This is a genomic window from Arthrobacter sp. 2762 (genome assembly GCF_040548745.1).
In the GTDB taxonomy this organism is placed as follows: Bacteria; Actinomycetota; Actinomycetes; order Actinomycetales; family Micrococcaceae; genus Arthrobacter.
On the sequence record NZ_JBEPSI010000008.1, the window covers coordinates 247,405 to 262,192 of the forward strand.

General features: G+C 62.2%; 11 protein-coding genes and 1 tRNA gene. 8 read left to right on the forward strand and 4 right to left on the reverse strand.

Annotation, left to right across the window (positions count from 1 at the left end):
- Positions 1 to 152: 152 nt before the first annotated feature.
- Positions 153 to 1,421 carry a cation:proton antiporter gene (locus tag ABIE18_RS16295; RefSeq protein ID WP_499723692.1) on the forward strand — a complete coding sequence of 423 codons (1,269 nt, stop codon included), beginning with the start codon at positions 153 to 155 and terminating at the stop codon, positions 1,419 to 1,421.
- An 80-nt stretch (positions 1,422 to 1,501) separates the two neighbouring features.
- Here ABIE18_RS16295 and ABIE18_RS16300 read toward each other — a convergent pair.
- Positions 1,502 to 1,578 (reverse strand) — tRNA-Thr (locus tag ABIE18_RS16300).
- Positions 1,579 to 1,714: 136 nt separating this feature from the next.
- Positions 1,715 to 2,593, reverse strand: coding sequence for a DsbA family protein (locus tag ABIE18_RS16305; protein WP_499723693.1), 879 nt, complete (start codon positions 2,591 to 2,593; stop codon positions 1,715 to 1,717).
- 208 nt (positions 2,594 to 2,801) lie between these two features.
- Between ABIE18_RS16305 and ABIE18_RS16310 the strand changes: the two genes are divergently transcribed.
- The 5 genes from ABIE18_RS16310 to ABIE18_RS16330 all read left to right on the forward strand — a co-directional run bounded on the left by ABIE18_RS16310 (position 2,802) and on the right by ABIE18_RS16330 (position 9,490).
- Positions 2,802 to 4,274, forward strand: a complete 1,473-nt coding sequence (locus tag ABIE18_RS16310; RefSeq protein WP_499723709.1) for an alpha,alpha-trehalose-phosphate synthase (UDP-forming) — start codon at positions 2,802 to 2,804, stop codon at positions 4,272 to 4,274.
- A complete protein-coding gene (gene otsB / locus ABIE18_RS16315; RefSeq protein ID WP_499723694.1) occupies positions 4,264 to 5,067 on the forward strand; it encodes a trehalose-phosphatase in 804 nt (267 codons plus the stop codon). The genes ABIE18_RS16310 and otsB overlap by 11 nt, the downstream gene beginning before the upstream one ends.
- A 228-nt stretch (positions 5,068 to 5,295) precedes the next feature.
- Complete coding sequence (locus ABIE18_RS16320; protein WP_431118474.1) at positions 5,296 to 6,378, forward strand: ABC transporter ATP-binding protein; 1,083 nt, start codon at positions 5,296 to 5,298, stop codon at positions 6,376 to 6,378.
- Positions 6,379 to 6,467: 89 nt separating this feature from the next.
- Positions 6,468 to 8,078 carry a beta-N-acetylhexosaminidase gene (locus tag ABIE18_RS16325; RefSeq protein ID WP_499723695.1) on the forward strand — a complete coding sequence of 537 codons (1,611 nt, stop codon included), beginning with the start codon at positions 6,468 to 6,470 and terminating at the stop codon, positions 8,076 to 8,078.
- The gene (locus ABIE18_RS16330) at positions 8,075 to 9,490 is read left to right on the forward strand and encodes a DUF4032 domain-containing protein (RefSeq protein WP_499723696.1); all 1,416 of its coding nucleotides are present in this window, start codon (positions 8,075 to 8,077) and stop codon (positions 9,488 to 9,490) included. Before ABIE18_RS16325 ends, ABIE18_RS16330 begins: the two co-directional genes overlap by 4 nt.
- Before the next feature lies 1 nt (position 9,491).
- On the opposite strand, the gene ABIE18_RS16335 is transcribed toward ABIE18_RS16330, so the two are convergent.
- Together ABIE18_RS16335 and ABIE18_RS16340 are read right to left on the reverse strand one after the other, a co-directional pair.
- Positions 9,492 to 10,193 (reverse strand): GntR family transcriptional regulator, encoded by a 702-nt coding sequence (locus tag ABIE18_RS16335; RefSeq protein ID WP_477516661.1) that lies wholly within the window; start codon positions 10,191 to 10,193, stop codon positions 9,492 to 9,494.
- A gap of 34 nt (positions 10,194 to 10,227) precedes the next feature.
- On the reverse strand, positions 10,228 to 11,694 hold the full coding sequence (locus ABIE18_RS16340) for a chlorohydrolase family protein (RefSeq protein WP_499723697.1): 1,467 nt from the start codon (positions 11,692 to 11,694) through the stop codon (positions 10,228 to 10,230).
- A 146-nt stretch (positions 11,695 to 11,840) separates the two neighbouring features.
- Between ABIE18_RS16340 and ABIE18_RS16345 the strand changes: the two genes are divergently transcribed.
- Together ABIE18_RS16345 and ABIE18_RS16350 are read left to right on the forward strand one after the other, a co-directional pair.
- Positions 11,841 to 12,878: an ABC transporter permease gene (locus ABIE18_RS16345; RefSeq protein ID WP_499723698.1), complete on the forward strand. Its 1,038-nt coding sequence runs from the start codon at positions 11,841 to 11,843 to the stop codon at positions 12,876 to 12,878.
- A 43-nt stretch (positions 12,879 to 12,921) separates the two neighbouring features.
- Positions 12,922 to 14,646, forward strand: a complete 1,725-nt coding sequence (locus tag ABIE18_RS16350; RefSeq protein ID WP_499723699.1) for an ABC transporter substrate-binding protein — start codon at positions 12,922 to 12,924, stop codon at positions 14,644 to 14,646.
- The last annotated feature ends 142 nt before the right edge of the window (positions 14,647 to 14,788 follow it).

A 14,788-nucleotide genomic window follows, 5' to 3' on the forward strand; every position in this document is an offset into this window, starting at 1 on the left:
ACGGTGGGTGTTGCGGCCGCTTGCTTCAGCCGAGGTAACCAGACTAACGCGGGCCGGGACCCGGCGTCGCGCGCTTCTTCCTGCATGTGGATAACTCTGGCCGCCGACCGAAAGTCGAACGTCATGGCGTCATTGCAAGGGTGGCGGTAGCTTTGGATTACTTTTCCTTCGAAGCGGCCGGGCTAGAAGCGGCCGAGGTACCGGAGGTACCGCTGATGCAGGGTTTGTCTACATCCTTGGTTCTGATCGCTCTACTGGCTGTGGCGGCGCCTCTGGCGGTCCGCTTCCTTGACCCGGTGGTCAAAGTGCCCCTCGTGGTGTTCGAGATCGTCCTCGGAATCCTGCTGGGTCCCAGCCTGTTGGGATGGATCGAATCTACCCAGTTCACGGATACGCTGGCCGATTTCGGGCTGGCGACGCTCTTCTTCGTGGCCGGCAATGAGATTGACTTCGCCGATATCCGAGGCCGTCCCGCCATCCGTGCCTCAGCCGGTTGGGTGATCTCGTTGGCCGCAGGCGTTGGCGCAGGCTTTCTGCTGGCCCCCACGCCGGAGGCCGCGGTCATCATCGGGGTGGCGCTCTGCTCCACGGCGTTGGGAGCATTGCTGCCCATTCTTCGTGATTCCGGCGAATCAAAATCACCGATGGGGATCGCCGTCACGGCATTGGGCGCGGCTGGCGAGTTTGGTCCCCTAATTGCGATCTCGCTGTTCTTCAGCGGCAGGCAGCTGGGACCAGCTACGGCCGTGCTTCTCGGATTCGTTCTCCTGACCGGCATCGCGATTTTCCTGGCCTCCAGGGCACAGCACACGCTCTTCCACTCGCAGGTCACCCGGACTCTTCACACCAGCGGCCAGTTCGCTGTCCGCTCCATCATGTTCATCCTTACCGTGCTCGTGGTGCTGAGCATGGTCCTGGGATTGGACATGTTGCTGGGGGCATTCGCCGCAGGCGTCCTCTGGAAGGTGGCCATTGCGCGCGCACCCGAACGGGACCGGAAGGTGATCGAGACCAAACTCGACGCCGTCGCGTTCGGATTCCTGGTGCCCATCTTCTTCATCGATACCGGCATAGATTTCGATCTCGGCGCACTCACGTCCAGCCCCATGGCACTGGGGTTACTTCCTCTGTTCCTGCTCCTCCTGCTGATCATCCGCGGCCTGCCGTCGATGCTTGCTGCCCCACCGAAGTCCTCTTTCGCCGAGAAACGGGCGATCATGCTTTTCGGGGCAACCGGCCTGCCGATTATCGTTGCCGTCACCGCCATTGGCCGGGATCAGGGCTTCATCTCAAGCGGAATCTCGTCAGCACTGGTTGGGGCCGGCATGCTCTCTGTGCTCCTGTTTCCGCTGCTGGCGCTTCGGCAGGGTCAGCGTGAACGTCAACGACGGACACCTGTGCCTCAGGGGGAAGTGCCTTAGCCCGGGGACGCTGACGACGCGCTTCCCGGAAACGAAAAATCCCTCCGCTCCGGGCAAAATCGCCGGAATGGAGGGGTTCGTGGAGCCCCCTGTCGGATTCGAACCGACGACCCCCGCTTTACAAGAGCGGTGCTCTGGCCAACTGAGCTAAGGAGGCATGCGCCGAAAACGACGCTAGATAAGGTTAGCCCAGACCCTCCCCCTCACGGAAATCACGAAGGCGGCCAGCCACCCCGGGTTGAACGCAAGGCAAAAACCCGAGGTGACCAGCCGCCGTCGTAAATTCCTGAAACCTAGCCCTTGGCGTCAACCGCGGTCTGGATCTCAGCGTTCAGGTCGGTGGATCCATCCCACTGCTTGCCGTCGACGAATACGGTGGGGGTGCCCGTGATGCCGATGGCTGCCGCTTCTTGCGTAGCGACCTTCACATACGGCCGGTACTGCTTGCTGTCCACGCAGGAGTCGATGTTCGCGGCGCCGACTTCCTTGGCCATGGCCTTGAGGTCGTTGTCCGAGATACCGGCGCTGCCTTCGGCAGGCTGGCGTTCGAAGAGGAGGTTGAAGAAGTCGGCGTACTTCTCAGGCGAAGAGTTCACCACGCACGCTGCAGCATTTGCTGCACGTGAAGAGTAGTTGGTGGTGGACTGCTGGTCCAGGAAGCCAAGGGGACGGTACTCGAGGGAGATCTTGCCTTCGTTGCGGAGATTGGTGAGCGACTCCCCGTAGGTTGTCTCAAACCGCTTGCAGACCGGGCAGATGAAGTCGATGTAAGCGATCACCTTGACGGGCTTGCCGGCCTCGGGCTCACCACCGGGAACGGTGACGGTTGCGGGCTTGGTTGCCGGAGCCGAAGGGACGTCCGCCACGTTCACGGACGAGGCATCGGACTTCACGACGTCGGAGTTGGCCAGCAATGTTACGCCGCCGTGCACGTTGCCGTTCGCGGGAGTGGGGCCCTGATCGGCGATGGGTGCGCTTTGCTGAATGCTGGTGGTCACTACCAGCGCGATAACGGCAAGGATTGCCACGACGGCCACCACGATGCCCCAACCGATCAGGAGCTTGTTGCGCTTTTCCTTTTTCAGCTGCGCTTCGCGGATTTCGCGCGCTTTCTCCCGTGCCTGGGCGGTGCGTTCAGCCTTGGAGAGGCGGGGTTCGTTTGCGGGGCTCATCAGTTCCTCGGATTACTCGACGTCGGTAGTGCATAGCTTGGGGCAACGGGGTCAGTTTACGGGAGCCAACTAGGAGCTCTGCCGCTGACATGCTTGCCCGGTCGTTGAACGATCAACTGCGGTCTATGATTCCGCCGGTAGGCTGGGAGGTGAGTCACAGCAACCCCAGGGAGCAGTAATGCAGGATTTGGCAAGCGAAAAACTCAAGATGGAAGACGGCGTTAGGGCCTCTCCCACCAGGAAGCCAACGGCGAGCAAGTTCGACTTCATGGTGGTGTCCAACCGCCTGCCCGTTGACCGCTGCAGCAGCGATGGCGACGGCGATGGTGGCGGGGGCTGGCGGCGCTCACCTGGCGGCCTCGTTACCGCGCTTGCACCGATGATGACAAAGTCCGATGGCGCGTGGGTGGGTTGGCATGGCGCCCCGGATGAAACCGTGCGCCCTTTCAGCCACGAAGCGATGGATCTTGTCCCGGTCCAATTGAGCAGCCACGACGTCGAGCTGTATTACGAAGGCTTCTCCAATGCGACCATCTGGCCGCTGTACCACGATGTCATCGCCCCGCCGGAATTCCACCGTACGTGGTGGGATGCATACCGACAGGTCAACAAGAAGTTCGCCGACGCCGTCATACGCCATGCCGCGGAGGGCGCAACGGTGTGGGTCCAGGACTACCAGCTCCAGCTGGTTCCCCGCATGCTCCGCGAGGCACGGCCGGACCTGAAAATCGGCTTCTTCAACCACATTCCCTTCCCGCCTCCGGAGATCTTCGCGCAGCTGCCCTGGCGCCGCGAGATCATTGATGGCCTGCTGGGTGCGGACCTGCTGGGCTTCCAGCGTCCCAGCGATGCCGGCAACTTCATGCGCTCTGCCCGCCGCTTCCTGGGCGCCAGCGTCAAGCAGCAACAAGTGCATGTAAAGGGCCCGGACGGCGAGGTCACCCACATTGCCCGGGCGCAGGCCTTCCCTATTTCCATCGATGTTGACCAGATCCGGGAGTTGGCCGGGAGGCCGGACATCATCGAGAGGGCCAAGCAGATCCGCAAGGACCTGGGCAATCCGAAGACCATCCTTCTTGGCGTGGACCGCCTGGACTACACCAAGGGCATCGGCCACCGCCTGAAGGCCTTCGAGGAACTCCTGCGCGAGGGCAGCATCAGGGTGGAGGACGCCACCCTGATACAGGTAGCGAGCCCCAGCCGGGAACGCGTGGAGCAGTACCGGCTTCTGCGTGAAGAAATCGAAGGCACCGTTGGCCATATCAATGGCACCTACGACACCATCCAGAACACTGCCGTCCGCTACCTGCACCACAGCTACCCGGTAGAGGAGATGGTGGCGCTCTATCTCGCGGCGGACGTCATGCTGGTCACGGCGCTGCGCGACGGCATGAACCTGGTGGCCAAGGAATATGTCACCGCCCGTTCCGAGGACGACGGCGCGCTGGTCCTGAGTGAGTTCGCCGGCGCTGCCGACCAACTGAAGCAGGCGCTCCTGATCAATCCGCACGACATCGATGGCCTTAAGTCCGCCATCCTGCGGGCGGTCAATCTCCCGCCCAAGGAAGCCCGTCGCCGCATGAAGCTGATGCGAAAGCAGATCCTGGACCACGACGTCGATCATTGGTCAGCGGAGTTCCTGGCCGCCCTTGAGGAGAAGGTAGTGCGCGATGACAGCTGAGCAGACTCCCCTGTCCCTGTCCCCGGAACTGTTGGACGCCATCCGGCGGATCGCGGGCACGGAGCAACTCCTGGTGGCCTTGGATTTCGACGGCACCCTCTCCCCGATCGTGGACCATGCCGGTGACGCCCGGCCCCTTCCGCGATCAGCTGCGGCTTTGGAGGCCCTTGCTGAACTGCCGCGCACGACGACGGCACTCATCTCCGGACGCGCCCTGGACAGTTTGCGCCTGGTCGCCTCGCCTCCTGTGAACACGTTGCTGATTGGCAGCCATGGGGCGGAGGTATGGCTGGGCGAAGGTTCCTTGGGCTTGGAGCTGGATGACGAACAAGCTGCACGACTGGCTTCAGTCCGTGAGGTCCTGGCCGGCATCGTCAACATCGCGCCCGGGACGTTGCTCGAAGACAAGCCCGCCGGGGTCGTCCTCCACACGAGGCTTGCCGACGACGACGTCGCGGAAGACGCCGTCGAGGCCGCCATGCGGGTTCTGCGTGAGCATCCTGGCGTGTACGTGAAGACCGGCAAACGCGTGCTGGAGACGTCCGTGGTCAAGGCTTCCAAGGGCGAGGCCGTGGAGTTCCTTCGTCAGGCGACCGGCGCCACTGCCGTTCTGTTCGCCGGCGACGACGTGACAGATGAGGACGCCCTGGGCAGGCTGATGGGCGACGACGTCGGCATCAAAGTGGGCTTGGATTTCACCCAGGCCGAGTACCGTGTGGAAGCCCCCGTGCACGTTGCGGAACTATTGGAAGCACTCCTCCGGGAGCGCCGCCGCGTCACAGCGGAAGCATAAGCCCCTCACCGCGGAAGCATGCGGCGGGATCAACGTCACATGTGACCTTCGTAACATTTGGGCAGTAAATCCAAAAGTCTGACATACTCTTGGACGTGATGTGACGCACAGTACCGTGCGACGTCACACGATCCTCCCCGGCCATTGGCCGGGGAGTTCAACTGAAGAAAATGAACCATTCACAACGGATCGTCCGGCACGTACCTGCCGGTGAAGGGATTGATAACTGTGGCTACAGTTACTTTTGATAACGCTACGCGTCTGTACCCGGGCACAGATAAGCCCGCCGTCGATAAACTCAACATCGACATCGCCGATGGCGAGTTCCTGGTCCTCGTTGGACCCTCCGGTTGCGGTAAGTCCACCTCCCTGCGCATGCTCGCAGGACTTGAGGATGTGAACGCCGGCCGCATTCTGATCGGTGACCGCGACGTCACGGATGTTCCGCCGAAGGACCGCGACATCGCAATGGTTTTCCAGAACTACGCTCTTTACCCGCACATGACTGTTGCGGACAACATGGGCTTCGCGTTGAAGATTGCAGGCGTCTCCAAGGAAGAGCGCGCCGAGCGTGTTCGCGAAGCCGCCAAGCTTCTTGACCTCGAGGCATACCTGGACCGCAAGCCGAAGGCACTCTCCGGTGGTCAGCGCCAGCGTGTTGCCATGGGCCGTGCAATCGTCCGTAACCCCCAGGTCTTCCTCATGGACGAGCCGCTGTCCAACCTTGACGCCAAGCTCCGTGTCCAGACCCGTACGCAGATCGCATCCCTGACCCGCCGCCTCGGCGTCACCACGGTTTACGTGACGCACGACCAGGTTGAGGCCATGACCATGGGTGACCGCGTCGCAGTCCTCAAGGACGGCCTGCTCCAGCAGGTTGACACCCCGCGCAACCTCTACGACCGCCCGCAGAACGTCTTCGTCGCAGGCTTCATCGGCTCCCCTGCCATGAACCTTCTGGAACTGCCGGTCGTCGACGGCGGCGTCCAGTTCGGTGGCACGGTTTACCCGGTCAAGCGCGACGTCCTCGAAGAAGCACACGGACAGACGGTTACCGTTGGTTCACGTCCGGAAGACCTCGAGACGGTCGGCAACGGCGAAGGCCTGCAGGTTGAGGTTGACGTCGTCGAAGAACTCGGCGCCGATGCCTACGTCTACGGCCACACCATCCTGGATGGCAAGAGCCACGACATCGTTGCCCGCGTTGACGGCCGCCGCCCCCCGATGAAGGGCGAGTCCATCTTCGTTCGTCCGCAGTCCGGCCACGTGCACCTGTTCGACACCAAGACCGGCCTGCGCCTGGGCGACTAATCCCCACCCAATAAATCCGCATTTTGATAGCGGCCCGACCCTTCCCGGTCGGGCCGCTCTCGCGTTAACCTTCTCCCGGAAAGAACGCCATGAACCCGACGGATAACCTGATCCCCCCGCCCGTACACGTCGCGCCATCGGACGGACAGGCCTTCACGCTTGCCCCTACGGCCCGGATCGCGGCAAGCGAGGCAGCCGTCCCGGTCGCGGAGCAGCTGGCGGTGCTGCTTCGCCGCGGCACAGGTTTCGCTCTTCCCATCGTCGAGGAGGCCAGTCCCGGCGACATCGCCCTGGAGTTCGTTGAAACGCTCGACGGCGGCCCGGAAGCCTACCAGCTGACTGTCACCGATGCCGGCGCACGCCTCGCGGCAACAACCCCTGCCGGCCTCTTCAACGCAGTCCAAACGCTCCGTCAGTTGTTCCCGCCTGCCATTGAAGGCAGCTCCGCCACCGGCGTGACTGATTGGAAGAATCGAACCAGCGGCACCTGGGTGATTCCCGCCCTCGAAATTAAGGATGCACCGCGGTTCGCTTACCGCGGACTCATGCTGGATGTAGCCCGGCACTTCTTCACCGTAGACGAAGTGAAGGAGCAGATCGATGTGATGACGCAGTTCAAGCTGAACGCGCTACATCTTCATCTCACGGATGACCAAGGCTGGCGCATCGAAATCCACGAGCCTGAGGACAACCCGTCCGGATTGGCGTACAGCAATCTGACAGCGATCGGCGGGCAGGGTGCCGTTGAGGTCCCCGGTGCCCTGCCGGCGCTCGGCCGCGGTGGCTTCTACACCCAGCAGGATTTCAAGGAAATAGTGGCCTACGCCGCCACGAAAAACGTCCTGGTGGTCCCGGAGATCGACCTCCCCGGACACGTCAATGCCGCCCTCGCCGCCATCCCCCAGCTCAACCCGGATGGCCAGGCCAAACCCATGAGCACCACCTCGGAGGTTGGCTGGTCCACCCTGGACGTCTCGCTCGCCACAACCTACGAGTTCGTGCGCGAGGTCCTGGGTCAGCTTGCCGCCATCACGGCCGGCCCGTACCTCCACATCGGTGGCGACGAGGCCCTGGTGACCGGACACGACAACTATGTGACCATGGTGCAGGAATTCGCAAGGATCGGCGCCGAAACAGGCAAGACGGTGGTGGGCTGGAACGAATACGCCGACGTCGAACTCCCGGAAGGGGCTGTGGTGCAGTATTGGCACGGCGATTTCGCCCCGGTTGTTCGGCAGGCCGAAAGCAGCGGCTCCAAGGTCATCATGTCCCCTGCGGCAAACACCTACCTGGACCAGAAGTATGAAGCAACCAGTCCCATCGGTCTTGAGTGGGTGGACGGCGGGCCGTTCACGTGGTCCGAGTACTACGACTGGAATCCCGCCCAAGGGGGCCTGCAAGATGACGGGATCCTTGGCGTCGAAGGCCCGCTCTGGACGGAGACCGTCCGCAACAACCAGCAGGCCTATTGGCTCATGTACCCGAGGGCGATTTCATTGGCGGAAGTGGCGTGGTCGCCGCAGGACGCAAGGGACCTTGGTGACTTCCGACGTCGGCTTGGCGCCTTGGGTGAGCGCCTCACAAGGCAGGGCGTCACGTTCCAGGCAGCACCGGACGTCCAGTGGTCCGCGATGCCCGAATTTCCCTTTCCCGCAGCAATGAACGCGAACACCGGCGAGTACGGAACAATTGAGGCATGAGCGAGCAAAACGGAGCCCAGTGGCACGACGAACCGACCGACTACGGGCAGATCGGCAAGCTCCCCAGGACTGAAGCGGCCAGCGCGCAGGACACAGCACCACCGGCCAGCGTTATCGGTTCCCTTAACATCACTGCCGCCGCAGCGGATCCGGAGCTGTTGGACCTGCCGTGGCACATTGCGCTTGAGGACTGGCCAGCCGAGAACCTCGCCGCCCTCCCCCGCGGTATCTCCCGCCACATCGTGCGTTTCGCCCACCTTGGTGGATCGGTCATTGCCATCAAGGAAACGTCCGAGCACGTTGCCCGCCACGAGTACCACATGCTCCGCAAGCTGGCACGGCTGGATGTTCCGTGTGTTGAGCCGGTGGCCGTCATCACCGGCCGGACCACGGTCGACGGCAAACCCCTCAACCCGGTGTTGGTCACCCGGCATTTGAAGTTCTCCATGCCCTACCGGGCACTTTTCTCGCAGATGCTGCGCAAGGACACGTTGACGCGCCTCATCGACGCCCAGGCGTTGCTCCTTGTCCGCTTGCACCTCATTGGCTTCTATTGGGGCGACGTCTCGCTTTCCAACACGCTGTTCCGTCGCGACGCCGGCGCGTTCGCGGCGTACCTTGTGGATGCCGAGACCGGCGAGCTCTACCCGGATCTGTCCATGGGCCAGCGCGAGTATGACCTGGAAATTGCCCGCGTCAACATCGCTGGTGAGCTCATGGACCTCCTGGATGGCGGGCTCATCGAGGAAAAGGTGGATCCCGTGGCTACCAGTGAGCTCATCATGGACAGTTACCGCAGGCTATGGGCTGAGCTGACGGAGAAGGAATCCTTCGAACTCGGCGAGCGCTGGCGCGTGGGCGCCCGCATTCGCAGGCTCAACGAGCTCGGCTTCGACGTCGAGGAATATGCCATCAAGACCACGGCGGATGGTTCCACCATCCAGCTGCAGCCAAAAGTCGTCGACGCCGGCCATCACCAGAGGCGCTTGCTGCGCCTTACCGGTTTGGACGCCCAGGAGAACCAGGCCCGCAGGCTTTTGAACGATATGGACCAGTTCAGGGCGGACAACAACCCTGACCTGGACGAGGAAATCAGCGCCCACGCATGGGTCAGCCAGATCTTCGAACCGATCGTGCGGTCTATTCCCCGGCACCTTGCCGGCAAGTTGGAACCGGCCGAGGTAGTGCACGAGGTCCTGGAGCACCGCTGGTACATGAGCCAGAAGCAGGATCGCTACATCCCGCTGGCTGAGACTGTGCAGTCCTACCTGGACACTGTGCTGCAGCACCGCAGGGACGAGGCTGCCATCATGTTGAACCCTGACACCGAGCTGCTCAAGATCCTTGAAGTTGAGGTGGAGGAGTCAGGCCGGTACGACGAAGTGGACGAGTACCCGGACGCGGACGACTGATTCAGGGTTCCAGGGTCTCTGCGAGGCCTGCCAGCACTGGTTCCCGGCCGAGCTCAATGTGCGTGTATGCCAGTGAGTAGGCCAGGTCCGGCCTGCCTTTCAGGATGGCGTTGCACAGCTCTTTGTGTTCGTCCCGCTGGAGTTCGTTGCTGCGGTTGTGTGCCAATCCGAAGATCCAGCGCATGCGGCCGAAGAGCGGCTTCACGGACTCGATGAGCAACCTGTTGCCGGAGAGACGCACGATCTCGGCGTGGAGTTCGGCACTGATCAGTGCTACATCTTCTGCGCGGTCCTCGTCGATGGCGGCATTGGAGGCTTCCATCAGTTCCTCGAGCCGACCTGCGGAATGGCCTTCGGCAACGCGGGTGGCAGCCATCCTGGCGGCGAACGTTTCCAGGCAAAGGCGAACGTCGAAGAGCTCGTTGACGTCGGTGAGCGTGAGTTGCCGGACCACGGCGCCGCGGCGCGGGAAGGTGGCCACGAAGCCGTCCTTCTCCAGGCGTTGAATGGCTTCGCGGACCGGGATCCTGGAGACGCCGTACATCTCGGACAGTTCCCGTTCGCGCAAACGCCCACCCTGTGCGAAGGTGCCTGTGACGATTCCCTCCAACACCAGTTGGTAGACGTGCTCCGCGCGGGCCTCGTCATCGCGGCCATTTCCGGTTTCCGGCATCGCCTCAGCCACTGTCAAACTTCCCTTCATGCCAGCGTCCGCTCCCTTCGCCGGCCGGCGCCGGTCAGCGTTCAACCCGAGCATACACGGGTGGAAACAGCTCGTCGGAGGGGCGGTTCAGGGCATCCCTGAGTGTGTAGGCCTCACGCATCCTGGCGAAGAGTTCCTGGGCCTTTCCGCGCCAGTAGTCCAGATCCACTCCCTCTATGAGACCGTCGGCCATGATGGTCCGGCCGGCCACCACTGAAAGTACTGCTTGCCGGGCTGTTCCGTTGAGCGTGAGTGTCCTTAGTGGGTCCTCGTGAACGCCATCGCGGATGTCTCCCAAGAAGAAGGCCACCATGTCTGCCTGGGCCCCGGGCTCCAACCGGCCAAGATCGGTTCGTCGCAATGCCCGGGCACCTCCGAGTGTGGCGGCGTCGAAGTATCCGGCGAGGTCGCCGGCGTCATTGCTGCCTGCCAGGATCTTGCCCAGCTGCACGCCTGCATCGATCCCCCGGATCAGGTCCGGCGGGAAAGAGTCGGTGCCCAGGGAGATGTTGATGCCCGCCGCTTTGTAGGCATTGAAGGAATCCAAGGTGCTGCCGTAGCGCATGGATGTCAGCGGGCAGTGGATGATGCTGGCACCACTGGCTGCCAGCCGGGCCAGGTCGCCCCGATCCTCTCCGAACACGGCGGGGTTGCGGTCCGTGTAGGTGGCATGCGGGATCAGCAGGCGTTCGTTGAGCATGCCCACTTGGTCCAGGAGCTCCAGGGGCGTGACACCATGCCAGTCCAGAATAAGTTCCCGTTCCACCAGGCCCTGCAGGGAGTGCAGGCGAACCAGGACGTCGCGCTCTTCCGAAGCCGCCGCCGTTGCTTTGAGCAGTTCGATGTCCAGGGTCTCAATGCGGCACGGGAGCAGGACACTGTTAATCAGCGGGTCGTTCAGCTCCGTTGCGTGGTCAATGAAGCGCAACGCGTCCGCCAGCCCCTCACGGCCACGGTCGACGTCGAACATGACCGAGCGTTCGCCGTTCTCCAACACGACATTCACGGCCGAGCGGTATGCAGGCCCGAGGTATCCGCGCAAGCCCAGCCGCCGGCTGGTCTCCGCCATGCCCACGAGTTCCTCAAAGGACTCCGCCCACTCGGAATGGACCTCCGAAGCAATGGGCATGTACGTAGTGATGCCGTGCAGGATCAGCTGGATAAGGGCGTACTCGCGGATCTGTTGGCGTTCCTCAGCGGAAAAGACGTCGGTGCGGCGGTTGCGGAAGTAGTCCTCGGACCATTGGTGCCCCTTTGCCTGCTCCGGCCCGGCCCAGCTGTCCAGGATGAGGTGGTCAATGTCCGTGAGGGCATCGAGATCGATCAGCCCTGGCATCAGGAGTGCGTCACCCAGATGAATCTCTTCCGTCACCGGCCCGGTGTAGTCATGGCCGACGTACTCAATGGTGTCGCCGCTGTAGACCACGCAGGCGTCCTCCAGCAGCACGTGCTGCCCCTTGTTGTGCCCCAGGATGTAGCGGGCAGTTGCCTTTGTGGGCACGTGCACTCCTTTGCTCGAACAAAATAGCTATCTGGTATTCCAAACAGTACATTATTTGTGATTTACATCGCATCGATCCTGATCTAATCTAGTTTGGTATACAAGAATCGCGGAGTCAGCTCCCTGGATCATGAAACGAGCAACCGTTGACCCAGCTACAGTCCATCGAACCGAATACCGGCAGTCCGCCGCCCACTCCGGCAACGTCGCCTGAGCGTAAAGCAGCCGCACCCGCCGAGGCACGTTCGCTGCTCGCCACAGCGTGGATGAGGATCCGGCGGAGCAAGATCGCACTCCTGAGCCTGTGCGTCGTGGTGGCCATCATGCTGTTCGCCATCCTTGCCCCCGTGCTCAGTGCGATGTCCGGCAACGACCCCTTCACGTCCAACACCAGCCCCGAGGTACTGGACGACTTCCAGACGCCTGGCCTGCCGCTCCCCGGCTACATGTATCCGTCGGCCGAGCACTGGTTGGGCGTGGAGCCCGGCTTGGGGCGGGACCTTTTCGCCCGGCTTGCCTACGGTGGCCAGGTATCCCTCACCATCGCCCTGCTGTCCACTGCCGTTTCCGTAGTTCTGGGAACAGTATTGGGTGCGGCCGCCGGCTACTTCGGTGGCAAGACCGACGCCGTCATCAGCCGCATCATGGACCTGTTCCTCGCATTCCCCCACCTGCTTTTAGTGCTCTCCCTGACGCCCATCCTGCAATCCCGGCTCCGCGACACACCGCTGGGTGAAGGCAGCTTCCTGCCCATGGCCTCACTGGTGATCATCCTTGGATTCTTCGGCTGGGCTTACCTGGCCAGGATTGTCCGCGGCCAGGTCTTGAGCCTCCGGGAACGCGAGTTTGTGGAAGCGGCCCGTTCCTTTGGTGCCTCTCATATGAGTGTTTTGTTCCGCCAGATCATCCCCAACGTCATGGGAGTGGTCCTGGTGTACGCCACCATGTTGATCCCCACCAACATCTCTGCAGAAGCAGCCCTTTCCTTCCTCGGCGTCGGCGTCAAGGACCCCACACCGTCGTGGGGCCAAATGCTGAACGCTGCGCAATCCGGCAACTGGTACCTCAGCGATCCGTGGTTCCTGGCTGTTCCGGGCGTCATGCTCATCGTCACCGTCCTGGCGTTCAACCTCCTGGGCGACGCCGTCCGGGACGCGCTGGACCCCAAGGCTTCCCGCCACTAACTTCCAACATCTCCCTCCACCCAACCCCTTCAAGAGGAGCATCATGAAAACCCCCACGAGAGCACTGGCGCTTTCCGTGCTGATTGCCATGGCCGCCACAGGCTGCGCCGCCGGCCAGAACCAGCCCGCCAACACCAAGTCCGCAGAATCGGTCACGGAGCTGGCACCCAACGTGGTCAAGACCGGCTTCAACACCAAGGGCGGCAACCTCAACGTCCTGATGTCCTCGGACTTCCAGACCCTGGATCCCGGCAACAGCAACTACGTCCAGACCGCCAATGTGGGCCAGCTGTACTACCGGACCCTGACCATGGCCAAGGAAACCGCAGGCCAACCACCAACAGTGGTCCCTGACCTCGCTACGGACACCGGCAAAGTTTCCGACGACGGCCTCAGCTGGACGTTCACGCTCAAAGAAGGCGTGAAGTTCGAGGACGGCACACCCATCACCTCCGCCGATATTAAGTACGGCGTGGAACGCACCTTCGCGCAGGATGTCTTCACCCAGGCCCCGCAAGAGTTGAATTCAGCGCTCGACGCCGGCGGGTACAAGGGGCCCTACAAGGATCCTTCCGCGTCGCTTCAGGCGGTTGAAACGCCGGATGATCGAACCATCGTCTTCCATCTGAAGAAGCCGTTCGCTGAGTTCCCTGCGCTGGCGTCCCGCTCCAACACGGCGCCGGTACCCAAGGCAAAGGACACCAAGCTGGATTACACCAACCATCCTGTGTCTTCGGGACCTTACATGGTGGAGTCGTACAACCGGGGCAAGTCGCTTAAGCTCGTCCGCAACCCGCACTGGGATCCCGCCACGGACTCCAACCGCACTGCGCTCCCGGACACGTTCAGCTTCTCCCTCTCCACCTCGCAGGCAACCATCAGCCAGCAGTTGTTGGCTGACTCGGATCCTAATGCCATCACGCTCGATTCCAACGGGGCTCTCCAAACCTCGGATTCCGCCAAACTGGCCGATGCCAAGGTCAAGGATCGCGTCGCGTCCGGCCTCCTCGGCTGCAACGATGTCCTCAGCCTGAACACGGAAAAGATCAAGGACCCGGACGTCCGCAAGGCAATCGCCCTGGCCTTGGACCGCCAATCCATCCTGGTGCAGTACGGCGGACGACGCTTTGGCGAGATCACGCAGAGCCCGCTCAACTCCAAGATGCGTGGTTACGTCGAGACGGAGCTGGATCTGGATCCTGCGGGCAAGCCCAAGCTGGAGGAAGCCAAGAAGCTCCTCGAAGGCAAGGACTACCCCAAGAACCTCACGTACGGCTACGCCAACAACCGCGACGCCTTCAAGAACACCGGCACCGTAGTCCAGCAAAACCTGAAAGCCCTGGGCATCGATGTTGAGCTGGTGGCCATCCCGGCGCCGAACTACTACTCGGTCCTGGCCAGCGAACAGCTTCCGGACATGGGCCGCTCGGGTTGGTGCGGCGGCGCTGATCCGGCCTCCGTCCGTACTTCAGCGGACCCCTTGCTGGGACCGAACAACGAAGGTACCAGCTACGGCTTCTCCAACACCTCCCGCTACTTCGATCCCGTAGTTTCCAAGACGATGTTTGATCTGCGCAACACGGACGGCACCTCTGAAGAGCTTGGCAAGAAGTGGTCCGAGGCGTTCGGCACTGCCCTGAAGACGTATCCCATCGTCCCGCTCATCCGCAGCCACACCAACAGCGTGGTGGGATCAAACGTCCGTAACGCCCAGGTGGGCTACTTCTTCGGCGGCATCGACCTCTCGATCGTCGGCGTCGAGCACTAACCGGGCTTCGAAAACTAATCGGGCATAGTCCAGAAGGAGAAGCGGGGGGGGGGGGGCGCGCCCCCCCCCCCCCCCCCCCCCCCCCCCAAAAAAAAAAAAAAAAAAAAAAAAAAAAAAAAAAAAAAAAAAAAAAAAAAAAAAA